Raw genomic sequence first — 23,870 nt, 5'->3', positions numbered from 1 at the left:
TCGCAAGCCCCCCTTTCGCGGAGCGCCAGCTCTGCCTATCTGGACTGTCATGACCCTTTCGATCCCCTTCGACAACAGCTATGCCCGCCTGCCCGAGGCCTTCTACGCACGGGTTCCGCCCGCCCGCGTCGCCGCCCCGAAGCTCATCGCCTTCAATACGGCACTGGCCGGGGACCTTGGCATCACCGGCATGGGTGATCCGCTGCTCGCGGCGATCTTCTCCGGCAACACGCTGCCCGAGGGGGCGAACCCGCTCGCCCAGATCTACGCCGGCCACCAGTTCGGCGGCTTCTCTCCGCAACTCGGCGACGGGCGGGCACTGCTGCTCGGCGAGGTGATCGACAGGGCCGGCCTGCGCCGCGACATCCAGCTCAAGGGCTCCGGCCCCACCCCCTTTTCGCGCCGCGGCGACGGGCGGGCGGCGCTGGGGCCAGTGCTGCGAGAATACGTGCTGTCCGAGGCGATGCACGCGCTTGGCGTGCCCACCACCCGCGCGCTTGCGGCGGTGCGCACCGGCGATGACGTCTACCGCGAGACCATCCTGCCCGGCGCTGTGTTCACCCGCGTCGCCGCGAGCCACATCCGCGTCGGAACCTTCCAGCTCTTCGCCTCGCGCCAGCAGTACCCAGAGCTGCAGCAGCTCTACGAGTACACCCGCGCGCGCCACTACCCCGAGACCACCACCCCCGGCGAGATGCTAGCCGCCGTCTGTCAGCGCCAGGCCGAGCTGGTGGCGCAGTGGATGTCGCTCGGCTTCATTCACGGGGTGATGAACACCGACAACTGCACGCTCTCGGGCGAAACCATCGACTACGGCCCCTGCGCCTTCATGGACCAGTATCACCCGGACATGGTCTATTCCTCGATCGACCAGCACGGGCGCTATGCCTACCAGGCGCAGGCCGACATCATCGTGTGGAACATGGCCCAGCTTGCCACCGCCATGGTGCCGCTCGTGCAGGACCAAGATGCGGCGGTGACCGAGTTCACCGAGATCATCAACGCCATGCCCAACCTCATCCGGGGTGCCTGGCTGACCCGCTTCGATGCCAAGCTCGGCCTTGGCGCGCCGGACCCTGAGGACGCGCGGCTGATCGCCGACCTGCTGCAGATGATGCAGGCGGGCGGCTCGGACTTCACCAACACCTTCCGCGCCCTCGCCAGCGGCTCGGCCCGAGACGAAATCACCGACCGCGCCGCCTATGACGCCTGGCACACCCGCTGGCAGGAGCGCATCTCCGGAGAAAGCGCTCCCGAAGCGCGGATGCGCGCGGCCAACCCCGCCTTCATCCCGCGCAATCACCGCGTCGAGCAGATGATCGCCGCCGCGATGGAGGGCGACGAGAGCCTCTTTCATCACCTCAATGCGGTGCTCTCGCGGCCTTACGAGGATCAGCCCGAGGCCGACGAGCTGCGCCGCCCGCCGCTGCCCTCGGAGGTTGTTCAAGCGACCTTCTGCGGCACATGAGCCGGCGCCGGCACGACCGGCAACTCCTTCGTAAAAGCGCGCAAATCCGCCCATACGGGAATTTTCCTTCCCCAACGTCACCGCATCCGGCAAGCTTGCGGCGACATCAACCTCGGCACGCATGTTGAAGGGAGCACGAAGATGAGTCTCATGGGAACCCTGGCAAAGATTGCCGTCGGCTATGCCGCCGCGCGCGGCGTTGACCGTCTCTCCGGCGACCAGGGCCTTGGCACGCTGATCGGCGGCAAGGCCCAGATCCCCGGCTCAGAGCCCGGCACATCGCTGCAGGCGCAGATGGGCAAGATGCTCGGCGGCAACGGCAACCCGCTTGGCGCCATCATGGAACAACTGAAGAAAAGCGGCCTCGGCACCATGCCGGGCATGGATCAGGCCGGCCAGGCCGCCAGCACGGGCCTCGCGGGGATGCTCGCGGCCGCGGCAAAGGCGGCCAACATGGGCGGCAAGAACCTCGGCGACATGCTCGACAAGATGAGCGCCACGCAGGCCGCCCCCGAGGCCGAGACCGCCGCCGGGCTGATGCTGCGCGCGATGATCCAGGCCGCCAAGGCCGACGGCGAGATCGACGCCGCCGAAAAGGCCAAGCTGACCGACACGCTTGGCGCCGACGCCTCGCCCGAGGACATCGCCTTTCTCAAGGAGCAGCTGGGCGCCAAGCTCGACCCCGAGGCGCTGGCCAACGACACGCCCGATGCGCAGAAGACCCAGGTCTACGCCGCTTCGCTGATGGCGATCACGGTGGACACGCCGAACGAGGCCGAATACCTTGATCGTCTCGCCAAGGCGATGGGGCTGCCGGAAACTGCGGTGAACGCGCTTCACATGCAGATGGGCCTGCAACCGCTCTACGCCTGACACAGTCGCCGGTCCTCCGGCCCCAAGACCGAAGGCCCGTATGCAAAGACACCCCTTCTACGGCCTTGGGCTCGCCGCCCTCGGCGCGCTCGTTCTGACGCCCGACACGTTGCTGATGCGGCTGTCGGGCATGGTGGGGCTGTCGATGCTGACCTGGCGCGGGCTGGCGCTCGGGGCGACCTTCTGGGCGATCTTCCTCCTGACCACACGCGGCCCGCGCAACCTGCGGCTTCTGCTGACCCGCCCCGGGCTGACGGTGATTGCCTGCCAGAGTGCCAATGCCGCGCTCTTCTCGCTTGGCATCGCGGTGGCGCCCGTCGCGGTGGTGCTGCTGGCGGTGGCGACCATGCCGGTCTGCGCCGCGCTGCTGTCGCGGCTGCTCTACGGCGAGCCCACCAGCCGCGCCACCTGGATGACCATGGGCGCGGTTCTGCTCGGCATCGGGCTCGCGGTCAGCGGCAAGGGCGATCTCGCGGCCAGCCCCGGCACGCTCGTGGGGGCGCTCTGCGGATTTGGTGTCGCGCTCACCCTCGGGCTCAGCTTCGTCACGCTGCGCCACGCTCCGACACTGCCGCTGATGCCCGCCATGGGCACTGGCGCGCTGATTTCGGGGCTCTGCGGGCTGGCGCTGGTGCCGGCGGGCGCACTCACCGGGGGCCATGTCCTGCCGATCCTCGCCACCGGCGCGGTGATCCTGCCGGTCTCCTTCTTCTGCCTCAGCTCCGCATCGCGCCACACCGCCGCGGCCAACGTCAGCCTGCTGATGCTGCTCGAAACGGTGCTTGGCCCGGTCTGGGTCTGGGCCTTCCTTGGCGAGGCGCCGAGTCCGCGCATGCTGCTTGGCGGCGCGCTGGTGGTCATCAGCCTCGCGCTCTACATCGTGAGCACCCGCCGCCGCGCCCCGAGACCCGCCCGGGTTCCTGCCAGGGCCAACTACCCCGGCAGCGAGGCGCGCGGTGCCGAGGGGGCGAAGCCCCCTCTCTCCTGACGCGCCAACCTGCCGAACGGGTTCAGCCGACCAGCAGGTTCACCCTCCGGTTCTGCTTGCCCTTGTTCTCGATCTTGCCGAGCCGCAGGTCCCCGATCTCGCCGGTGCGCGCGACATGGGTGCCGCCGCAGGGCTGCAGGTCGATCTGCCCGTCGCCCACGCCGATCCGTACCAGCCGGATCCGCCCGGCGCCACGCGGCGGCTGAACGCTCATGGTCTTGACCAGCTCGGGGTTGGCGTCGAGCTCGGCCTCGGTGATCCAGCTTTCCGAGACCGTCAGGTCGCGGGCCACGAACTCGTTCAGCATCGCCTCGAGTGCGTCCCGGTCCTCGGGTGGCTCGGGCATCAGGAAGTCGAGTCGGCCCTTGCCAGCGCTGATCTGCCCGCCGGTCACCGGCAGCGGCAGGGCCACCGACAGCAGGTGCAGCGCCGTGTGCACCCGCATGTGCCTGTGGCGGCGCTCCCAGTCGAGCACCTGCGTAACGCGCGCGCCGACATAGGGCAGCGGTTTGGGCTCGGCCGGGACGAGCACGATGGTCTCGCCCTCGCCCTTCACCGCCGTCGCGATCTCGATCGCGCCGCCCGGCCAGCGCAATTGGCCGCTGTCGCCGGGCTGGCCGCCGCTGGTCGCGTAAAAGAGCGAGGCATCAAGGATGATGCCGCCCTCCTCGGTCAGCCCGATGACCTCGCCCGGCGCCTCGCGGCGATAGGCGTCTTCAAGGAACAGTCGTTCCGTCAACTCGCTCTCCTACTCGTCTTCCGGTCCGACGGTCGGAAAGGCATCGCCTCCGCCGCCGGTCTTCTTGCCCTGCCGCTTCGCCGGCGTGTCATCCTCGGTGCCCTCGTCGCCGCCCTTCGGCGACCGATCTTCGGAGGGATACAGCGCTTCGGGGTTCCGCAGCCAGATATCGCGCTGCGCAAAGGGCACCTCGATCCCCTCGGCCACGAAACGTGCGTTGATCTCGTGGTTGAAGTCCGAGAGAATTTTGATCTTCTGGTTCACGTCCCGCACGATGGCCCGGATCTCGAACTCCAGCGAATCCGCGCCGAAGCGTGCAAAGACAACCGAGGGCTCGGGATTGAGAAACACCATGTCATGCTCGCGCACGATGCGCAGCAGGATGCTCTCGACCTTGCGGGTGTCGCTGCCATAGGCGACGCCGACGGTGGTGAAGACCCTGCCGACGACGTTGCCGCGGGTGAAGTTGGTCACCGTGCCCGAGATGAAGTCCGAGTTCGGCACGATCACGTCGGTGCGGTCGAAGGTCTCGATCCGCGTCGCGCGCACCGAGATGTCCTTGACGATGCCCATATTGGGCCCGACCTCGATCCAGTCGCCCTGGCTGATCGGTCGCTCGATCAGCAGGATGATCCCCGAAACGAAATTCTGCACGATGTTCTGCAGGCCGAAACCGATCCCGACCGACAGCGCCGAGATCACATAGCCGAGCGCGGTGAGGTTGATCCCCGCTGCTGTGATCGCAACCACCGCCGCCAGCATCACCCCGGCGTAGCCAAGCCCCGAGATGACCGCATTCTGCCCGCCGATGTCGAGCTTGGTCTTCGGCAGGATCGAGCTGCGCAGCCCGCTCTGCAGCAGGCGGGTGACGCCGTAGCCGACGGCGAAGACCACCAGCATGGTCAGGAAGCTGGTCGGCGAAATGCGCGCGTCGCCAAGCAGGAAGCCCTCTTGGAAGCGCGCCCAGAGTTCTGTGAGATCCGCGACCCGCGCGCCCCAGATGAGCGCCAGCATCGGCAATGCCAGAACGATCAGCACCACGCCCGCAAGCACGGTCATCAGGCTGTCGTCGGGATCCTTGCGGGTGATCAGCTCATAGAGGTCCTTGACGAAGCGCTGCAGCACCAGCACCAGAGCCAGAAGCGAAAGCGACACCACTGCGGGAAAGACCATCCCCTGCCCGACCCGGTGATAGCCGACCGCCGCCATGATCGGCCCGAAGACCGCCAGCAGCATCGACAGTCGGCCAATCAGCCGCGCCAGCTGCATCCGGAAGGTCGAGCCCTCGAGCAGCGTGCCGTCGCCCTCCTCGGGCTCACTGCGGCTCAGCCCGGACAGGATGTGCCCGAGGCGGAACAGCATCAGCGCCGTGAGCACGATCAGCGGGAAATCGAGCACCGCGTTTGTCGCATCGGAGAATTTGAAAATCTCCGAGAGCGTCTGGCCCATGCCGCGAAGCACGTAGAGCAGCGCGAGGACCGACGAATAGAGCCAGGCCTCGGTGCGCTGCCAATTGGGCAGGGGCATCGTGGCGACCGCGTCGTCGCTGTTGAAGCTCTCGCCCGCCAGCCAGCGGATGTAGAGCAGCACCAGCCCCCAAATCGGCACGGTGTACATCACCACTGTCAGGTTCTGTCCCGGCAGCCCAGAGATCGTCGCCGCCACCACCAGCAGGATCAGCCCGCCGAGCGGCACCACGATCGAACCGAGCGAGGCGACGAAGCGCCAGACCCCAGTGCCCCGGCGTGTGCGGCGCCGCAGCCATTCCTCGATCCGCCGCACCCACGCCGGGCCGCGGATCACCAGAAGGCCCGACAGGCCAACCAGCAGGATGATCACCGGAAGGTTCTCGCGCGCCGCCGCGCGCTGGCTTTCGGAGGCGAAGTTGTCGCGCACCTCCTGCACCAGCGACGTGCCTGCCGCGACCACGTCGTTCGCCGCAGGAGCCCAGAGTTGGAAGTTCAGCGGCGACGGCCCGAGGGTCAGCAGGCGGCTGGTCTGCATCTCGCGGATCTTGGTGTCGATCTCGCCGATCAGCCCGTTGGCCTGCGTGTAGGCCTCCTGCGCGCGGCGCACCGGCGCCTGCGCATCGGCAAGTTGCTTGGTCAGGTCGGCCCGCCGATTGGCGATGTCCTCGGCCTCGCTCTCGCCCTCGGCGGGGGCCGGGCCGAGCGTGTCAAGCTGCTGCTGCAACGTGTCGATGCGCGAAGCATTGGTACTTTCGGCCCGCAAGAAACTGTCCCGCCAACCCGCGATCTGGCTGCGCAGATCCTCGTATTGCTTGACGGTGACATCCTCGCCGTCCAGCAGCCCGTCGGCCTGATCCGCGAGTTTCGTCCAGGTGGCGTAATCAATGTCCTGTGCCTGCGCGACCGCCAGGGTCGCGCAGAGCAAAGTCATCGCGCAGGCGGCAAGGACACGCCGGATCAGGGCACTCATACGTCCTCGAAGACGCCGGGGATCGAAGCGGGCGAGCGGTCGAGCCAGCCCGGCACCGGCAGATCGCGCGAGCGCAGGAAGCTCGGGTTGAAAAGCTTGGACTGGTAACGCGTGCCGTAGTCGCAGAGCACGGTGACGATGGTGTGTCCCGGGCCCATTTCCTTGGCCATGCGGATCGCGCCCGCAACGTTGATGCCGGACGAGCCGCCAACGCAGAGACCCTCCTCGGAGAGCAGGTCAAAGACCACCGGCAGCGCCTCGGCGTCGGGCACCTGGTAGGCGAAGTCGGGGGCGAACCCTTCGAGGTTGGCGGTGATCCGGCCCTGGCCGATGCCCTCGGTGATCGAGTCACCCTCGGACTTCAGCTCGCCGGTGGTGTAGTAGCTGTAGAGCGCCGCGCCCATCGGATCGGCCAGACCGATCTTCACACCCTTGGACTGCAGTGCGCCCGCAACCCCCGCCAGCGTGCCGCCCGATCCCACGGCGCAGATGAACCCGTCGACCTTGCCGCCGGTCTGCTCCCAGATCTCGGGGCCAGTGGTTTCCACATGGGCCAGCCGGTTGGCGACGTTGTCGAACTGGTTGGCCCAGATCGCGCCGTGCGTTTCGGTCTTGGCCAGCTGCTCGGCCAAGCGGCCCGAGTAGCGCACGTAGTTGTTCGGGTTGCGGTAGGGCGCCGCCGGGACCTGCACCAGTTCGGCGCCAGCAAGACGGATCATGTCCTTCTTTTCCTGAGACTGGGTCTCGGGGATCACGATCACCGTGCGGAAGCCCATGGATGCGCCGACCAGCGCGAGACCGATGCCGGTGTTGCCCGCCGTGCCCTCGACGATGGTGCCGCCGGGCTCAAGCAGCCCCTTCTCCATCGCATCCTTGATGATGTAGAGCGCCGCGCGGTCCTTCACCGACTGGCCGGGGTTCATGAACTCGGCCTTGGCGAGGATCTCGCAGCCCGTCATCTCGCTGGCTTTCTTCAGGCGGATCATCGGGGTATGTCCGACCGCCTGCGCCAGATCCTGTGCCACGCGCATGGGTATCTCCACTTCGTCAATTCGTTGGTGGACAGGTGTAGGGCGGACGCCGGGTGAACTCAAGCCGCCGAACGGAGGCGCTCACGCGCCCGTGCCAACCACAGAAGCATCATCGCCAGCGGCCCGGCGTTGACCTCGCCGCTCTCGACGAGGTCCATGGCCGCCTCGAACGGCAGAACATGGCTGCGGATGTCCTCGTTTTCGCTGTCGAGCCCGTTGATCCCGCCATTATGATCACCAAGATCGCACAGGCCAAGGAAGCAGTGGAAGAACTCGCTGGTATACCCCGGGGATGCATAGACCCGCAGCATCGGCTCGAGCCTGCCGAGGCGCAGCCCCGCCTCCTCGACCGCCTCGCGGCGGGCACAATCCTCGGGGCTTTCGCCGGCATCGACCAGCCCCGCGACCGGCTCGAGCACCCAGGGGTGGCGGTCCTCGCGCAGAAGCGGCCCGTAGCGCATCTGCTCGATCAGCAGCACCAGGTCGCGCTCCGGATCATAAGGCAGCACCAGCGCCGCGTCATAGGCGACAAATCCCTCGCGGTGGATCACCTCGGACATGGCGCCGTCGAAGCGCTCGTGCTGCAGCGTGAAATCGCGCATCCCGAAGAAGCCGTCGTGGGCGCGGCGATCGGAGAGGATTCGCACCGCGCCCTCGCGGGTGCGGTCCGAGCGCAGCGTGCAGGGCGTCTCCCGCGCCGCCAGCGCCCGCGACCAAGCGCGGGCCGCGAGATAGGGCCGGATCCTGCGCACCATCTCCGCCGGGCGCCGACCGTAGCCGAGCATGATCTCGCGCGCGATCTCGCAGCCGAGCGTGGCGTTCTGCGCGCGCCATCGCGCGGCATCCCAAGGGCTGCCGCCGGACGCCGGATCGATCCGTGCGTAGACCGCTTCCGCCTCGCCGGGAATGGCGATCTCGGCGAGGTCTTCGGCGTACCAGCCGGTGAAATAGCACAGCCGCGCGACATCGCCCTCGGTCAGCTCGGGCAACAGACCCGCCGCCTCGGACCCGGGCGCCGCGCAGAGCAGTGTCAGCCGGTCCGCCCCGCCCTCCGGGTCCAGCACCGCGTGGCCGGGCAGACGTGTCGCAGGGGTCTCCACCGGGCGGCCGAGCACGATCTCAAGCAGGGCCGGATCCGCCAGTACGCCGGACAGGAAGACCTTCATGCGGGTTATCTCCAGTTTCGTGCGGCCAGCTCCGCCAGGGCGCCGGACAGGACCGCGCCCAGGACCATCAGCCCGATGAACCCTCCGTCCAGCAGATGCGCCCCGAAATCAAGGGCCAGATCGAAAATCGCGACGAAGGCCTCCGCCGGGCCGTCGTAGCGGTGCCGCATGGCGAGCCGGAACATCTCGTAGATCGCCTGCGCCAGGATCCCCCAGAGCACCAGCATGGCCGTTGCGGTGATCCCGGCCGAGATGCCGTTGGCCATGCCGCGTCCGACCCGTGTGCCCAGGATCCGCCAGCCCGCCGTCAGCCCGAGCAGCAGGTTGAGCCAAAGAAACCCGCCGAAGGCCGTGGTCTCGGGCATGACGCGGGTCATGATGTAGCGTGACCCGACAAAGGCCAAAAACGCGAGGCAGAGCGCTGCCACGAGGCGCGCAGCAGTGGTCATCTGAATACTCCCCGAACACCAATTACTTGTTTGCTGTCAATAAACGCCGCGCGCCCCCCGGGCGCAAGATGGCGACAGCCCATGGGGCGGCGACGTCACCCTGCAACAGCAGATTGGCCCGGAATGCGCCGTTTTTATGAAATAATGATGCCCCTCGGAGTCAAAAGTCCCGGTTCTCATAGGCCTCCAGCGCCGCCTCGCGTCCCTCGCGGGCCGAGACCACGGGCTCGGGATAGGGGTCCGACCCGGCCAGCCCCCAGCTGCGCGGCACCGCGTCGAAGTAGTCGAGCGCGCTTTGCGGCGCCTGCGCCTGCCCTTCTGCGATCCACTTGCGGCGGTAGGCGCCCTTGGGGTCGAACTTCTCGGCCTGGCTCTCGGGATTGAAGACGCGGAAGTAGGGCGCGGCGTCCGGCCCGCAGCCCGCCACCCATTGCCAGCCCATCGCGTTCGATGCCGGGTCCCAATCGATCAGGCAATCGTCGAACCACGCCTGGCCGATGCGCCAATGCACCATCAGGTGCTTGGTCAGGTAGCTGGCGACGATCATCCGCGCACGGTTGTGCATGTAGCCTGTGACATACATCTCGCGCAGCGCCGCATCGACCACCTCCATCCCGGTGCGCGCCTGTTCCCAGAGCCGCACCTCGCGCAACCGGCGGTCCTCCTTCCAGGGGAAGGCGCGCCATTCCTTGCGCCAGTTTTCCTCGAGGATATGCGGCGTGTGCCACATCAGGTGATAAGCAAAGTCACGCCAGGCGAGCTCCGCGAGGAACTTGCCCGCGCCGTCCTTGCCCTCGGCCTGCGCCCGCAGCCCGGCGTGCCAGCAGCGCGCCGGGCTGATCTCGCCGAGGCTGAGGTACTCGGACATCCGAGATGTGCCGTCCACGTCCAGCCGGTCGCGGGCCTTGCCATAATCCGCAACACCGTCGCGCATGAAAGTGCCAAGCCGCGTCTGCGCCGCCTGCTCGCCTGCGGACACATGCTTGGCCAGCACCGCCGCGCCACGGTTCATCGCGCCGCCAAGGTTCCAATCCGCCAGCGCCGCGCTCTCGGGCCACTCGCCGGGAGCGGCGATACCCGAGGGCGCCGCTTCGGGTGCGGCCACCTCGCGATCCTTCACCGCCCGCCAATAGGGGCTGTAAACCTTGTAGTAGCCCCCCTGTTTGGTCTCCACCGTCCAGGGTTCGAAAAGCAGGTGCCCGGCAAAGCTCTCCGCCTCGATCCCCTCCTCCTTGAGCCGCGCCTTGACGTCGGTGTCGCGCTCAACCGAGGCCGGATCGTAGGCGCGCTGCCAGTAGACCGCCCCGGCCCCGGTCTCGCGAAGCAGCTCGGGGATCACCTCACGCGCCGGCCCGGCCCGCAGGATCAGCCGCGAGCCCGCCTCTTCGAGCGCCGCCATGAAGACCTCTAGCCCCCGCTCCAGCCGCCACTTCGGCGCCGCCCCCAAAGCGTCGACCGTGTGGTCGCGCAGGAAGACCGGGATCACCGGACCGCCGCGCGCCACCGCCGCGCTCAGCGCCGCATGATCCGACAGGCGCAAATCGCGCCGAAACCAGACAAGTGTCGGGGAAACATCGTGCATGGGGCCTCCTGGAACCTCGGGTTTCGCGGGCAAACTGGCCCGCCCGCCGGTTCCGTCAAGGACTCTGGCACGGACCCGCCGTCTTCATCTCTTTGCAAATACGCGTATTGCGCCGGACTGGATCAGCGCCAAGATCGGGGGCGAGCGCCTAAGCTGCCCGATGAGATCGCGGCGAAAGGCCCCACAAACCGCGGGAGGAGCACCATGCACATCAGGACCGAGGGACCGGAGGAGGCCGCGGCGATCTTGGCACTCACCACCCGGGCGTTCGAAACGGCCGCGCAGGCGAGCGGCACCGAGGCGCAGATCATCGAGCGGCTTCGCGCCGCAGGTGCGCTGACCGTCTCGCTCGTTGCCGAGGAGAACGGAGCGCTGATTGGCCATGTCGCGGTCTCGCCGGTGGAGATCGGTGGCCACCACGGCTGGCAGGGGCTGGGGCCGATCTCGGTCACGCCGGAGCGGCAGCGCAAGGGAATTGGCACGGCCCTGATGCGCGCGGCGCTGGCCGAGGTCCGGGCTTCGCATGCGCCCGGCGTCGTGCTGGTGGGCGATCCGGCCTTTTACGGGCATTTCGGATTTCGGCGGGCCCCGGGGCTGCAGCTTGACGGCATACCGCCCGAGGTGCTCCTTGCCCTGCCCTTCGGCCCGGACCTGCCGCGGGGCGCGCTCAGGTTCCATCCCGCCTTCGGGTTGGACTGACCGCGCTGGCAACGCAAAACGCGGGCCCCGAGGGGCCCGCGTCTTGATCATCGAGCGATGCGGATCAGAGCCGGCGCTCTGCCTGCAGGCCGCGCCAGATGGCGATGCACATCACCAGCAGCACCAGCGTGAACGGCAGGCCGGTCGAGATCACCATCGACTGCAGCGATGAGAGCCCGCCCGCCGAGAGCAGCAGCACGATGGCCACAGCCCCCTCGAAACAGGCCCAGAACACGCGCTGCGGCACCGGGGCGTCGACCTTGCCACCGGCGGTGATCGTGTCGATCACCAGCGAGCCGGAGTCCGAGGAGGTCACGAAGAAGACGATGACCAGCACGACTGCGAGCACCGAGGTGATCGACGACAGCGGCAGCGCCTCGAGCATGGCAAAGAGCGACAGCGGCGGGTTGTAGCTGTCGATGACATTGGCCTTCACCATGCTGGTGGCCGGATCGCTCAGCACCTGGTCGATGGCCACGCCGCCGAAGACCGCCATCCACAGCACGCAGACAAGGCTCGGGATGATCAGCACGCAGGTGATGAACTCGCGCACCGTGCGGCCGCGGCTGACGCGGGCAATGAACATGCCGACAAACGGCGACCAGCTGATCCACCACGCCCAGTAGAACGACGTCCAGCCCTGCACGAAGTCGGTATCCTCGCGCCCGACGGGGTTCGACAGCGGCACTAGGTCGACGATGTAGGCCCAGAGACCGCCAAGGAAGTCCTTGAAAATCAGAATCGTCGGGCCGACCAGCAGCACGAAGACCAGCAGTGCCGCAGCGAGCACCATGTTGATCTCCGAGAGCACCTTCACCCCGCCGTCGAGGCCGCGCACCACCGAAACAAGCGCAATCGCAGTGATGAAGGTGATGATCAGAACCTGCATGGTCGGGCTGATCGGCAGGCCGAAGACGTGGTTGAGACCCGCATTCACCTGCTGCGCGCCGAAGCCGAGCGACGTGGCAAGACCGAAGAGGGTGGCGAAGACCGCGAGGATGTCGATGATATGGCCCCACCAGCCCCAGACACGATCGCCAAGCAACGGATAGAAGGCCGAGCGCACGGTCAGCGGCAGCCCCTTGTTGTAGGAGAAGAGCGCCAGCGCCAGTGCCATCACGGCGTAGATCGCCCACGGGTGCAGACCCCAGTGGAAGATCGTCGCGGCAAGACCCATGGCCTTGGCGGCGTCGACGTTCTCGGGGATCAGGTTGCCATCAGCGTCAAAGGGCGACGGAACGCCAAGCGGAGAGCTGACCGCCATGTGGTAGACCGGCTCGAGCACGCCGAAGAACATGAGGCCAATGCCCATGCCGGCGGCAAAGAGCATGGCGAACCAGCCCGCGTAGCCGTAGTCGGGCGACGCCTCGGCGCCGCCAAGCCTGACCGAACCGAGCGGCGAGACGATCAGCACCAGGCAGAAGATCACGAAGATATTGGCCGCGCCGAGGAAGAACCAGTCGAAGGTCTTCGTGGCGAAGGAGAACAGCCAGCTGAAGATGCTTCCCGCCTGCTCTGGCAATGCCAGCGTGTAGAACACGAAGGCGACCACGACGGCGCCCGAAATCGCGAACACGGGGTTGTGCACGTCGAGCCCGAACGGGCCGATCTGTGCCTCGAAATTGTCCTGACCGATCTCGTAATCGGTCTCGATAATCTCCGACGCGCCCTCGGGCGCCGGGATCCCTTGGTCCGCAGTGTCAGTCTCTGCTGCGTCACTCACGCGTGGACCCTCCTTTTTTCATTCTTAGTTCAAGTTGTGACAGTCTTGTCTTTGGCAATACGCCAAGGCCCGCGGGCCTCAGCGCACCACCATGACCGAGACCCTGGCCCGAGAGGCGATGGTTCCACCGTTGGAAGGCCAGAAATGATCGGCGATGCCGGGGATGTGGCTGGCCATGACGACGAGGTCGGCGCCGGTCTCCTCCGCGGCCTTCACCAGCGCCGGATCGAGATCCACCGCCGGGTCGTGGGTGGTGACCGGATGCGCCTCGGCCGCCACCCCGGCGGCCAGGCCCTGCGCCTTGGCGAAGGCCGCGAGCTTCTCGCCGTACTCCTTGGGCGTATGCGCGATCGACGATGGCGTCGAGGCAGTGACGCCCACATAGACGAGTTGCGCCCCGTAGTGCGCGGCAAGATCACCGGCCACGTTGAGCGCTTTCGCGAGCCGATCCGCATGCGTCAGGTCAACCGGCACCATGATGCGATTGAACATAGGTCCCTCCGTCTTGGGCGGCCCGGCTTCCCCGGACCTGCGAGATTCCAGCCTCGGGAACCGCCACGGCCTCTGCCCGGCAGTCTCCAAGGACGTCCGACGCCTCCCGCGGGCCTTCCCGCGCCAGCATCGCAGGGCCGCGCTGCACGCCGCCCTTGGACAGCGGTGTTCCGCCGATATGGATCGACCTAGGGCACAATTGCGTGAGGTAAAGGCACCTATCCTCAGAAAGTTGAAATCCCCCTGCCCGGCCCCGGCGCCACGGCAAGCCTCGGCAGGCCACAAGGCCACTTGACCGGCGCGGAGGGAATGCTACTCAGGCGCCACGGTGGGCCTGTAGCTCAATTGGTTAGAGCAGGGCGCTCATAACGCCTTGGTTGCGGGTTCAAGTCCTGCCGGGCCTACCAAAACACCCAAATTTCTCTTTAAAATCAATGCGAATGTGGACCACGAACCCGGCGAGAGGGTCCATATGAAATCAATAGCTTACATCGCATGTGGACCACGATTTCCGATGCGTGTCTGGCCCGCATTGGGCGTTTTCGCGCAGTCACACCGACCGCACCAGGCGTGGAGCACATGCCATACGCCATGCGGTCAGCGTTGCTTGCACTGGCGGACACCACCCCCCCAGCTTGAAGCGGCCGCGCTGGACCGATCGTTCGTAAGGCTTTTCTTCTTGCAACATGACTTGAAAAAATCGGATAGATGTCCGGACAAACTACTGCCATGGAAACCGAAACTCTTCCGTGGCGTATGTAGATGATCGCCAAAGAACCTAAGAACGAAACTCACTAAGCATGTTGATTAACATACCCAAACTCCTTCTGTTCATATCTGGAAACTTTGCCGTTATCCTATTTGGAAAATTCTTCACACCAGAAGTGCTTAGTAAATATTGGCTCGCTCTTCTGGTTATAGATGGCGCTATAGCTTGTATTGCTGTTATTTGGCCCTACTCGCATTTCTCCAAGCCTAAAAACTCTGAGAGCGCCAAAACGAAAGCCGCCAGATGGAGGGCTTTGGGTGAAGAAGTTCTCTCCAGTATCGCCGAGACTAGACCCCAATTCGACCACCCTCTAAGGGGCTTGCCGTCAGACATTTCTGAAAAAGAGAAAGAGAGAGCATGGGATCGCGCCATGCTTGATCAGTCAAAGGCGAGCGACCGTCAGCTAGAAATTCTCCAAAGACGCCACCAAGCGAATATCCTTTACTGCTTATCAGAAGTTTCATCCGAAACCGGAGAAGATGTCGAACTAAAAGCAAAATCATTCGCGGTGAACCCTCTGGGATTTCAAGACGCCGCCATGTACTTAATTGAAAAATCCCAGGAAATAGATGACGTTTGACTTTGAGCTTAGCAAGCTGGCGCAAGAAGATTTTGGTTACAAAAGCCTTGCAATAGGCCAAGTTTCGGCGTGCGGCAGTCCGACTAAATCGGATCACCTGAATCTTCGCCTTACCTCAACTAGCGCCGCGTCCAAACTCTCAGCATAGCCCTGCCCCGGCTCTGCGCCCCAGACCTCCCAGAGCCACGAGAGCGCCGGGTCGCTGATGTACGTGGCATAGACGCGGCCCACCGGCTGGCGATCTTTGCAGACCATCCAGTCATGGTCGCCGAGCGTGCGGCCTGCGATCACCGTTCGTCTGCGCGTCCACATGGGACACATTCATGCCGGGAGTTAGAAAAGAGAAGCCCGGCGCGATGGCCGGGCTCTTGTCCATCAGGCGTCGGACTCCTCAGGCCGGGATCTGCACACCGACCCGATCCATAGCCTCTCGGTAGTACCGCAGCGCCAGGCGATCCAGCACGCCGTCGCCAGGCACCAACCGCGCGATCGCATCCGGCACGGACTGCTGCGCGTGGTAGATCGCATGCGCCTTGATCACCTCGAATCCGGCGTCCGGTCCCTCGAGCAGCGCCGCCTCGACGCCGGACTTGATGGCCGAGTGCAACGCCTCACGCGCCGCCGCCTCGATCCTGATGCCGGTGAAGGCTTCGAGGAATCCGAGCCCGCGATTGACGCCCATCGTCACAACCAACACGATCAGACTGACCAGGGCGCTGACCAGCTCGGGGCTGGCGAGAAGGCTTTTGAGGAAGTCCATATTGGGTACCTTTCGGAAGGCGGCACGCAGCCGCGGAGAGGACTAGCGCGAGGCGCCAGTCGGTAATCACGAGGAAGGGGATGCGCATCAGGGCAGATCGAGGTCAGGGAGATCGACCGTCTGCCCTGCCAGCGCATGGCTGCAATCATTCAGGAACTGGATGCGCCCCTCGCGCACGAAGCTGTGGCAGAGCAGCGGCTTCGGCTCGAACGGCTCGCCACGCATGATGGCCGCGTGCTGCTGATCAGTGAGTTGCTCGGTGCCCTTCACCTTGATCGACGGCGAGAAGGTCGGCGCGTCTGGGTTGCCGTTGTAGCCCCAGCGCGGGCCGGGGCCTTCCCCGACTCCGAGCTGGTGCATCATCCGGCAGCCGGGGCACATGAAGGCGACCATCCCGCCCTGCAGAGAGCGGAGCTTTCGACCGAGCCGCGCCATCAGGCAACCCACCCCAGCGGCGCCCACGCGCTGTCCTCGACCTTAAAGCCGGGGCAGAGCTTGTTGGCGAATTCGTTGTGCCCGGCGATCCGGCGGATTTGCGTGGCGCTGCAGGCCTTGGCGATCACGGCGCGCATCGCCGCGAGAGTCTCGGCGGTGTAGAAATCCTCGGCCGCGCCCATGTGCGTCACGGTCTTCACCGGGACCATCGAGTAGCCGAGCGAGCCCGCGTTGTGGCCGATGACATGCGCGCCAATCTCGGACCAAGCGCGGCCTTCGATCACCTCACCATCCGGGAAGATCAGCCCGTGATAGCCGATGTCGCGCCAGCCGTTGGCGAGGTGCCAGCTGCGGACCTCCTCGAACATTTGTCGGTTCGACTTGCCTTTCCACCAGGTCGCCGAGGTCGCCGTGGTATGCAGCACGAACAGACTGACCAGGTATCCAGCAGTTCCTTGCAGCAGCTGCTTCTCGTGCGAGACCCAGCCGCCCCAGCCGGGCGACACCGTGACATCCTCGACGATCGCACCTGCGCGCGGCAGCCCATCGGCCTCGACCAAGGCGCGAAGCCCGCGGTCAAGTTCTGGCGTCCAGACGCGGCTGACCGGGCCCGTCGAGAGATAGCCGAGATCGATGATCGCCTGATGCATCTGCTCGACCGGATCACCCCAGCGGCCCTTGTGCGCCGCCAGCAGCGCGAGCATTCCTCCCTCGGTGCGCGGCCCCCACAAGCCATCCTCCCGCCCCGACGCGAAGCCGAGCGCATTCGCCCCCGCCTGAAGGGCGCGGATTTCCTGTCTCATTGCGATCTCCAATAAGAAAAGCCCCGCGCGGCGGCGGGGCGTGACAATGCTGAGTTCAGCGTTAAGTTAAGACCCGAGCGCGGCGCGGACTTTCTCCCTCCACCCCACAAGTCGAGAGAGTTCAGGCCTCATAAATTCAATCCTTAGCGGGATTATCTGGCCAAACGAGGCCGGGCGCCGCGCTCACCCCAACAGTTGATAGGTCACCACGTCCGTGCGATCCGGCACGCGCTTGCCGGCGCAGTCGTAGTCGAGCACGAGATAAAGCTCGATGCGCCCCGGCTCGAGACCGGGCGGCGGGACCATCTCGACGCGCAGCTTTTCGAAGTCATCGCCGATCTGGCGCCGCACGCTTCCCGGGTGCGGGCGAGTCCCAGCCAATGGCACATTGCGGCTATCGGTGAAGAGCGGCGTCCAGTCGGTGAGACGGCAGTCTTTCCCAAGCCGAGTGCGCGCCACCGTGAGCCAGAGCACCACGTTCTCGCCGATCGAGACCGGCTCTTCCACATAGGAGAGCCCCTGCGGCTGCCGGATCACCCGATCCTCACCGGTCGCGCGCCGCACGTCCTCGGCCAATCCTTCGACTGTGTCAGCGAGGCGCGTTACCGCCCCTTCCGTCGCCAGGCCGTCTATGCCCAGCTCGGCTTTCACCGTACCCACGATCCAGTCTCGATTGTAGGCATAGAGGCCGTAAAGGAAGACCAGCATCATCGGGGTCACCACACCGACGAGGTAAAGGAAATCGCGGACAAGGCCCGCGCCCGTGCGGACGCGCGGCAGGAAGTCTTTTATGCTCATGTCTTGCCTCAAGTGGTTCCCGCGGAGAGCGGACTGGATCGTTTGCGGGTGAAGCCGCTTCAGATCAGCGGCCGCTCCCAGTCGATCGCCGGCAGCGCGCCGAGGATCTCCGCCGCCGTGATCTCGGCATTCGCTTCCTGCATCTGCACCGCCATAACCCAGACCTCGTCGCGCCAAAGCGCAAAACGCGCGGCCTCTTCCTGGAAGCGCACCTGGTTGCTCAAAGCCCAGGAGACGAGGCTATCGGCCGAGGTATAGCCCCTGCCCTGAGCCACCTCATTCAGACGCCCCTGAATGGCCGCGTCTATGGCTGCCTTGCGCGCCGCCTCGGCCGAAGCGGCCTTCGCTTCGGCGGTGATCATCTGGCTGAAGTCGATATTGCTCATACGACGGCCTCCTCGGATTTGGTTTCGTCATAAGGCGGCAGCGCGACCTCGCCGTCCGTCAGCACCTCAATTGGCGTCGGGAAGCGGGTTGCCTCGGGAGCGTTCAACCCATGCGGCAGGATCACCGGCACAGTCAGAACGCCCGCTGCGTCGCGGGTCACGTCACCCGCGATCCAGTCGCAGGAGATGGCCGCGCGGGGCAACGTGGCTCCGTTCAGAAGGTCGGTGAAATCGACCGTCTGGCCGTTGCCGGTGAGAGCGTCGCCCGCCTTGGAGAGCGTCAGAGGCGCGCGTCCGCCGACGGGGCTAAGGGTGATGTTCATGAGTTACTCCTTAGTACCAGAGACCGATTGCGATGAGGGAAGCATCAAGCGCCTGCCGCGCACCCGAGACATCGACCGCGCGAATCGAGACGCTCGTTGCGAACCCACCAGGCCCGGTAATGCCACCGACAGACAGGAAGCACGCCGTCCCGGCGGTCGCGGAAACTGTACCCCCCACCGCCGGACGGCCAGGGGATGCCGGGTAGGCGAACTGATGCGGGTAGGTCCAGGTGACGTCCGCGGATGCGCTCGTAGAGAATGCTTGCGCCGTGCAGATCAGCGTGCCGTCCGCTAATTTGGTGTACTCTCCGTTGGCATTGCGACCGCGCTCCACTTCTCGCTCCACGACCCAATAGGTGCCATCGTAGCGCGCCACGGTATGGACATCGGTGCGGATGTACCCCGCCGGCAGAGCGACGCCTGTCACCGTTCGACAGGCAATCGCGCCCTTGCCATCGAGGTTGATCGTAGTCGCGCCGGTGTTCGTCTGGCTCGCGCGGAATCGCACTTCCTGCCCGGCTTGCAGGCTGGAAATTCCATAGGTGAGCGTGACCGCGTTTGCCGTTCCTCCAGCTGAGCAATAAATGCCGCCAAGAGTTTGCGCGGCGACGCCGGTGATGGGTAAATCCACCTGCATCGCGGAGGTGGTCAGCAGCACCCGACGAATGCCGTTCGTGGCGATCCCGAGCTGGTTCGCTGCAACTCTGTAGAAGCCCATCCCGGTGCTCGAGAGGAACGAGATAGCCGGCGCCCCGACCGAGCCATCGCCAAACCGGCCCGCGAGTGCGCCGTTCGCGTAGGTCTGGAACTGCGCGATGGCTGCGGTCAGAGCATCATACGCCGCCTTGAGAAAGCCCTTAATGGGCACGATCTCATAACCTTGCCCGCTCTGGCTCGTGCCGGTAAAGCTGCGCGCCAGGATGAGCTGCGTGTCGCTGACGACCGCCGCGACCTCATAGCCATCGCCGCCCAGAAGGCGGAATTCCTCGCCCACCTTGACGTTGGCCACGAAGGCCGTGCCGGACCCCGTCACCGTCGCGCTTCCGTTCGTGACACTGACCGTGCCGGTTCTGTACCAAGCCATTTTCTAGCCCTCCTAGTAGTAGGTGACGGTCTCGGTGCCGTCATCGTTTCGGGTAAATGAGACGCCGGGTCCCGGCGCGTATTCCTTGGTGCGCTGCGTCGCCGAAACTGAGCGGGGCCGATCGCGCCCCTCCCGCTCCGGGGTGGGCAGCCGAGTCTCACCGCAAGCGGCGAGCGTAAGAGCGGCAAGGATGAGGAAGGTCTTCATGCTTTCACCTCTGCGGGCCTGGTCGGCCATATGATCGTGTTGGGGAAACCGGACTGCGCCGGCACGTCGCGAAGCGCTTGCCGATAGGTGGCGAAGGCTGCCTTGTTCGCCGCCGTCAACTTGGCATCTGGCAACTGCGTCCAGTCGCATTCGAGCAAGCGCGCATTGCGTTCTTCACGTCCCGCCTCGGCAAGCGATCCGAAAGCGGGTGGGATGCCGCCCGAAAAGGTCGCCTCTGCAATCAGCCCACTCGCATAGGCGTAGTAGAGCTCGAAGTAGGCGCCAGAGTGCGAGGTGCTCGGCGTGAGGTAGCCGTATCCCGCGGCCGTGTTGGTCGCATAGCGCGCGAGGAAATCGTCGTAGATGGCTCGCGATGGTGTCACCACGTAAAACCCCGATGGCGCGCTCGGCGTCACGCCATCCTGCACCTCGCCCCATCCTGTGATGAGGGCATTGCCGCTGTTCGTATCTGTGATGAAAAATGGGGTCGCCATGCGTCACCGCTTGTATTGGGTGGCGCGGAGCCACGGATAAATGATCTGCGCCGTCTTATCGTGGCGGTTGTGCGGGTAATTCTTCGCCTGGACAGAATAGGTGACCGTCCCGCCGGCGGTATTGGTGTCCTCCACGGTGAAGCTGTAGGAATTGCGCGCACCCTTGAATCCGGAGGTATGGAAGAGATTGCCCGCAAATACCGAGCCGCTGCGCACGACACGGAATTCGGCCGAGGCCCCATCACCATAGACGGCGAACGGCGGCACCCCTGCCATTTGCCCGCCAAATTCAATCTGCGTGCGGACCCCGGCGGTGCGCGCGAAGTTGAGCACCGCGATGGTCTGCCAGGTCGTGGGGAGCGCCTCCACCGCTGCGCTTTGCACGTGAGAGGGGACTACGACGGCCCCCTGCTTGATGTTGAGCGTGTCAACCTCGAGCGCGCCGATGAAGGCCTCGGCCGCGGCGAGGCTGATCAACACCGCGTCGTCGATCTGCGTGAGGCCGGTGATGTGGACGTAGTCTGCAGCGAGACGGTAGGTCACGGTCGCACCGTCGGTGCCTTCCGAGACGCTGACCATTTCCATCACGTCCTGGTCGTTCAACCGCCAGACGAAGCCCGAGACGATGCCGTCCAAGCCAGCCTTGGCAAAGGCCGTGGCCTCGGCTAGCGCCTCGAGGTCACCGTACTCGGCACTGATCTTCTGCTCGACCGCCGCCACCGCGCCATCCGCATCGACATACGCGCCCTCGATCGTCGAGATGCGAGCCAGCACCCCGCCCGGGGTATTAAGTGTGGCCTCGATCACCGCCGCCCTCGACGCTAGGGCGTCGTCCGCCGTTACACGCACGCGGCTTTCATCTTCGATCGCCGCACGCGCATCGATCAGGGCCGCACCGAGCAGAAGCCGCTCGGATGCTTCCGCTTCGAGCCCTTCCGTCACGCTGGCTTTCTGCTCGCGCAGAGCCACCGCAACGCCCGCCTTCACCGCCTCCAACTCGCTGAAGGCGTCCCAGGCCGCCGCAAGCTGCGCCTCCTCCATCTCTTCACCTTGGCGCACCGAGGCGAGCAGGAAGGTCCGGCTCTCGCTCGCCGCCGCAAGCCCCGCCTCGGTCTTCTCGACACGCCCGCGGGTTTCCTCGAGCGTCTCGACGGTGGCCGCGAGCCCTGTCTCTGCGTCGGCAAGATCGACCTGTGTTTGCGTCAGGCTTTCTGACAGCGCCTCCGTCTCACTGGCCTGCGTGGTAAGCCGCTGCTCAATCTGAGCTCGGCTGTCCGCCACCTCGACATCGAGCAAGGTAACGCGCTCAGAGATCGCCTCATCATTCTCGTTAATATAAGAGCGCAGGTCCTCACGCGCTTGCGCTTCAGCCGTCCTGATCGCCTCATCTCCGGTGAAGCGCGCCCAGGCTTCGACAATGGAGAGCTGCTGCCCATCGGCTAGGTCATTGCCGATAATCCGTGACGCCTCAACCGACTCGGTGATGGCCGCATTGTCCGGCAACGCAGTCAGCGTCACTTCTGCCGCCGAGAGGCGCGCCTCCACAACATCGAAATCGGCCGATGTCACCCGCAACTCGAGCGCGTTGTTGAGGCTGTCCAACTCGGCCGTCACCGTGTTCATGGTGACCAGCCCGCCCTCGACCGTGAGCGTATCGGTCAGCAGCTGGACCTGCGCTTCCTCAGCGCTGATCGTTGCCTCCGCATTGCTCAGGCGCAGCGTAATATCGTCCAGCAGCGGAATTTGAGACGGATCGAGCACGGCCTCGGCGAGCGCCTGATTAACGTACGCCACGGTAGCCCGCAGCGACAGCTCGCTCTCCACAGCGTCAAGATTGAACTGCACATCCGAATACCTGTTCTCAAGGTATTCGACGGCGGTGATTTTCACCGTGCCATCCTCGGGGCTCACATAGATGCCCGCATCGCGGATGACGGTGTCCGTCGCGAACTGCGCCTCGCTGAGGTCCATCAGGCTCTGCAGGATGTCGTCTTGCGCCTCTTCCGCCTCGTAGATGCGCGGGATCTGCACATCGAGGCGGTCGCGCTCCACGCCAATCTGATCCTGTAGCGACGTCTCATTGTCGAGCGAGCCAAGACTACCCTCGATCGCATCCAGCAACTCACGGATCGTGCCGCTCTCAACGTCTTCAAGCGCTTGATCATGCCGCTCGAAGGCCGTGTCGATCCGGTCCCGAAGGTCATCTGCGATGTCGGCTGCGCTGATCCGAAGATCATCCGAGGTAACCGAAAACCACGCGGACCACGTGCGAAGCGCCGGCGCCCCGGTGACAAAGCTCGCCCGAACTTGGTATTCAACATTCGGGAGGATGGCCTCTGAAATTGTCAAATAGCCATCCGAGGACTCCGCGAAGAGCCCGGTCTGCATCACTGCGCCGGTCGCCTTGACCCGCAGCTGCCAGGTAACCCTCAGGGTCGTGTTGCCGAGAACGCTCCATGCAATTCGTATCGCCGGGCGGCGACCAGCGCCGCTGGCGTCAGCCACAGTCGCCGGGGTGACAGTCAACGTGATTGCCGGGGGCGGAGGCGGCGTGAGGCTGGCGACGAGAGGGGAGCCCGCAGAGACCCAGCCGCGCGTCTTCCCATCCGCCCCGACCGCGCTCACCTCGACGCGGTAGCTCTCACCCTCCTCGAGCGCGCCCGTCAGCAGGGTGTATTCGCCCGCGGCGACCTTTTCCCCGTAGACCCATGCGGCCTCTGCCTCGGCGTCGGACCACCGCAGCTGCAAGGTTACGCCCTCGGCCGCCGAACCGGTCACGAAAGGCGCGAGCTGCACCGCGATACGCGGGCGCACCGACAGGTCGGGCAGCACGATCTGGGTGAGGCTCGAGGAATAGGCCGAGATCACCACCGGGGCCGGTGGCAGACCTGCGGTGGCCGGATCGCGCGGCTCGGTGATTACCGGGCTGTAAGGCGGGATTGCCCCGCTGTCCGCGTCGAGGACGGCGGGCACCGCGTCCACCAACTGCAGCTCGGCGCTCTCATCCGGCTTCGGCCGCACGCTGGTGACAATGAGGTCCACGCTTTCCTGCATCAGCTCTTCGACGATCGCCAGGTCACCGACCGCAATGTCGCCCGCCGCCACATTGGTGGCCGGCGTCCAGACGCGCGTCTGGGGATCGACCGGAGAAAACGCGGTGAAGCTCTGATTGCCGCCGACGTTTCGGACCAGCATGCGGAAGCTGGCTTGCTCCATGTCGAAAACATCATCGAGGACGAGACTATCGACGAACCCGTCGCCGCCCACGGTGATTGCCTTGATGCGCGCCTGCCCCACGCCGATCAGCGGCACGTCATGCACGAAGCGCACCTTGTCGCCGCGCGTGACGCGCAGGTGCTCCCAGCCGACCTGCAGCGTGTAGGTGGCCGGGCGGTTCAGCGCGGTTGCGAGATGGTACCGACCGAGCCGGTAGACGTTGCCCTCGTCTTCGTCCTCGGTGGTCACCACCACACCGGGCAGATCGAGCGTCTCGAGCTCACTTGCCGTCTTGCGGGTGAAGCCATCGGCGAGAACGAGGATCTCGTCTTCCTGCCACTCGAGGCGCTCGGAGCGCGCCTTCAC

At 65.6% G+C, this 23,870-nt stretch carries 22 protein-coding genes, 1 tRNA gene and 1 pseudogene; 6 read left to right on the top strand and 18 right to left on the bottom strand.

Going from position 1 to position 23,870, the window contains the following annotated elements; genetic code table 11:
- Positions 1 to 49: 49 nt before the first annotated feature.
- From G0Q01_RS06520 to G0Q01_RS06510, 3 genes are all read left to right on the top strand, one after another.
- Positions 50 to 1,468, top strand: coding sequence for a YdiU family protein (locus tag G0Q01_RS06520; RefSeq protein WP_164213122.1), 1,419 nt, complete (start codon positions 50 to 52; stop codon positions 1,466 to 1,468).
- A 141-nt stretch (positions 1,469 to 1,609) separates the two neighbouring features.
- Positions 1,610 to 2,341, top strand: coding sequence for a DUF533 domain-containing protein (locus G0Q01_RS06515; RefSeq protein ID WP_164196491.1), 732 nt, complete (start codon positions 1,610 to 1,612; stop codon positions 2,339 to 2,341).
- Between the two features lie 40 nt (positions 2,342 to 2,381).
- Positions 2,382 to 3,329, top strand: coding sequence for a DMT family transporter (locus G0Q01_RS06510; RefSeq protein WP_164196492.1), 948 nt, complete (start codon positions 2,382 to 2,384; stop codon positions 3,327 to 3,329).
- A gap of 22 nt (positions 3,330 to 3,351) precedes the next feature.
- Here the strand turns inward: G0Q01_RS06510 and G0Q01_RS06505 are convergent, their stop codons facing one another.
- The 6 genes from G0Q01_RS06505 to G0Q01_RS06480 all read right to left on the bottom strand — a co-directional run bounded on the left by G0Q01_RS06505 (position 3,352) and on the right by G0Q01_RS06480 (position 10,735).
- A complete protein-coding gene (locus G0Q01_RS06505) occupies positions 3,352 to 4,068 on the bottom strand; it encodes an alanyl-tRNA editing protein (protein WP_164196493.1) in 717 nt (238 codons plus the stop codon).
- Positions 4,069 to 4,077: 9 nt separating this feature from the next.
- Complete coding sequence (locus tag G0Q01_RS06500; protein ID WP_164213121.1) at positions 4,078 to 6,507, bottom strand: DUF3772 domain-containing protein; 2,430 nt, start codon at positions 6,505 to 6,507, stop codon at positions 4,078 to 4,080.
- Complete coding sequence (locus tag G0Q01_RS06495) at positions 6,504 to 7,538, bottom strand: cysteine synthase A (RefSeq protein WP_164196495.1); 1,035 nt, start codon at positions 7,536 to 7,538, stop codon at positions 6,504 to 6,506. Before G0Q01_RS06495 ends, G0Q01_RS06500 begins: the two co-directional genes overlap by 4 nt.
- 59 nt (positions 7,539 to 7,597) lie before the next feature.
- Complete coding sequence (locus G0Q01_RS06490) at positions 7,598 to 8,704, bottom strand: NUDIX domain-containing protein (protein WP_164196496.1); 1,107 nt, start codon at positions 8,702 to 8,704, stop codon at positions 7,598 to 7,600.
- A 5-nt stretch (positions 8,705 to 8,709) separates the two neighbouring features.
- Complete coding sequence (locus G0Q01_RS06485; protein WP_164196497.1) at positions 8,710 to 9,153, bottom strand: TrgA family protein; 444 nt, start codon at positions 9,151 to 9,153, stop codon at positions 8,710 to 8,712.
- Positions 9,154 to 9,313: 160 nt separating this feature from the next.
- Entirely contained in the window at positions 9,314 to 10,735 is a 1,422-nt protein-coding gene (locus G0Q01_RS06480) for a deoxyribodipyrimidine photo-lyase (RefSeq protein ID WP_164196498.1), read from the bottom strand.
- A gap of 204 nt (positions 10,736 to 10,939) precedes the next feature.
- Here G0Q01_RS06480 and G0Q01_RS06475 point away from each other — a divergent pair, with 204 nt between their 5' ends.
- Positions 10,940 to 11,434, top strand: coding sequence for a GNAT family N-acetyltransferase (locus G0Q01_RS06475; protein ID WP_164196499.1), 495 nt, complete (start codon positions 10,940 to 10,942; stop codon positions 11,432 to 11,434).
- 64 nt (positions 11,435 to 11,498) lie between these two features.
- Here the strand turns inward: G0Q01_RS06475 and G0Q01_RS06470 are convergent, their stop codons facing one another.
- Positions 11,499 to 13,157 (bottom strand): BCCT family transporter, encoded by a 1,659-nt coding sequence (locus G0Q01_RS06470; RefSeq protein ID WP_164196500.1) that lies wholly within the window; start codon positions 13,155 to 13,157, stop codon positions 11,499 to 11,501.
- Positions 13,158 to 13,235: 78 nt separating this feature from the next.
- Positions 13,236 to 13,649 (bottom strand): universal stress protein, encoded by a 414-nt coding sequence (locus tag G0Q01_RS06465; protein WP_164196501.1) that lies wholly within the window; start codon positions 13,647 to 13,649, stop codon positions 13,236 to 13,238.
- Between the two features lie 330 nt (positions 13,650 to 13,979).
- On the opposite strand from G0Q01_RS06465, the gene G0Q01_RS06460 reads away from it, so the two are divergent.
- Both G0Q01_RS06460 and G0Q01_RS06455 read left to right on the top strand, forming a co-directional pair.
- A tRNA-Ile gene (locus G0Q01_RS06460) sits at positions 13,980 to 14,056 on the top strand.
- Between the two features lie 393 nt (positions 14,057 to 14,449).
- On the top strand, positions 14,450 to 14,998 hold the full coding sequence (locus G0Q01_RS06455; RefSeq protein WP_164213120.1) for a hypothetical protein: 549 nt from the start codon (positions 14,450 to 14,452) through the stop codon (positions 14,996 to 14,998).
- 391 nt (positions 14,999 to 15,389) lie between these two features.
- On the opposite strand, the gene G0Q01_RS06450 is transcribed toward G0Q01_RS06455, so the two are convergent.
- From G0Q01_RS06450 to G0Q01_RS06405, 10 genes and pseudogenes are all read right to left on the bottom strand, one after another.
- Entirely contained in the window at positions 15,390 to 15,758 is a 369-nt protein-coding gene (locus G0Q01_RS06450) for a hypothetical protein (RefSeq protein WP_235939748.1), read from the bottom strand.
- Positions 15,759 to 15,845: 87 nt separating this feature from the next.
- Entirely contained in the window at positions 15,846 to 16,220 is a 375-nt protein-coding gene (locus G0Q01_RS06445; protein ID WP_370526682.1) for a DUF6527 family protein, read from the bottom strand.
- Positions 16,193 to 16,996 (bottom strand): N-acetylmuramoyl-L-alanine amidase, encoded by an 804-nt coding sequence (locus G0Q01_RS06440; RefSeq protein WP_164213119.1) that lies wholly within the window; start codon positions 16,994 to 16,996, stop codon positions 16,193 to 16,195. Before G0Q01_RS06440 ends, G0Q01_RS06445 begins: the two co-directional genes overlap by 28 nt.
- 183 nt (positions 16,997 to 17,179) lie before the next feature.
- Positions 17,180 to 17,794 carry a hypothetical protein gene (locus tag G0Q01_RS06435; protein ID WP_164213118.1) on the bottom strand — a complete coding sequence of 205 codons (615 nt, stop codon included), beginning with the start codon at positions 17,792 to 17,794 and terminating at the stop codon, positions 17,180 to 17,182.
- Positions 17,795 to 17,853: 59 nt separating this feature from the next.
- Entirely contained in the window at positions 17,854 to 18,180 is a 327-nt protein-coding gene (locus G0Q01_RS06430; RefSeq protein WP_164213117.1) for a hypothetical protein, read from the bottom strand.
- On the bottom strand, positions 18,177 to 18,503 hold the full coding sequence (locus G0Q01_RS06425; protein ID WP_164213116.1) for a hypothetical protein: 327 nt from the start codon (positions 18,501 to 18,503) through the stop codon (positions 18,177 to 18,179). Before G0Q01_RS06425 ends, G0Q01_RS06430 begins: the two co-directional genes overlap by 4 nt.
- 10 nt (positions 18,504 to 18,513) lie before the next feature.
- On the bottom strand, positions 18,514 to 19,587 hold the full coding sequence (locus G0Q01_RS06420; protein ID WP_164213115.1) for a hypothetical protein: 1,074 nt from the start codon (positions 19,585 to 19,587) through the stop codon (positions 18,514 to 18,516).
- 12 nt (positions 19,588 to 19,599) lie between these two features.
- Positions 19,600 to 19,794 carry a hypothetical protein gene (locus tag G0Q01_RS06415; RefSeq protein WP_164213114.1) on the bottom strand — a complete coding sequence of 65 codons (195 nt, stop codon included), beginning with the start codon at positions 19,792 to 19,794 and terminating at the stop codon, positions 19,600 to 19,602.
- Positions 19,791 to 20,288, bottom strand: a complete 498-nt coding sequence (locus G0Q01_RS06410; RefSeq protein ID WP_164213113.1) for a tail fiber assembly protein — start codon at positions 20,286 to 20,288, stop codon at positions 19,791 to 19,793. The genes G0Q01_RS06415 and G0Q01_RS06410 overlap by 4 nt, the downstream gene beginning before the upstream one ends.
- 3 nt (positions 20,289 to 20,291) lie before the next feature.
- Positions 20,292 to 23,870: pseudogene (locus tag G0Q01_RS06405) on the bottom strand (hypothetical protein); the annotation flags it as partial.

Origin of the sequence: Salipiger sp. PrR007, from assembly GCF_010499845.1 — a bacterium.
In the GTDB taxonomy this organism is placed as follows: Bacteria; Pseudomonadota; Alphaproteobacteria; order Rhodobacterales; family Rhodobacteraceae; genus Salipiger; species Salipiger pacificus_A.
This window is presented reverse-complemented; position numbering and strand designations above follow the sequence as displayed.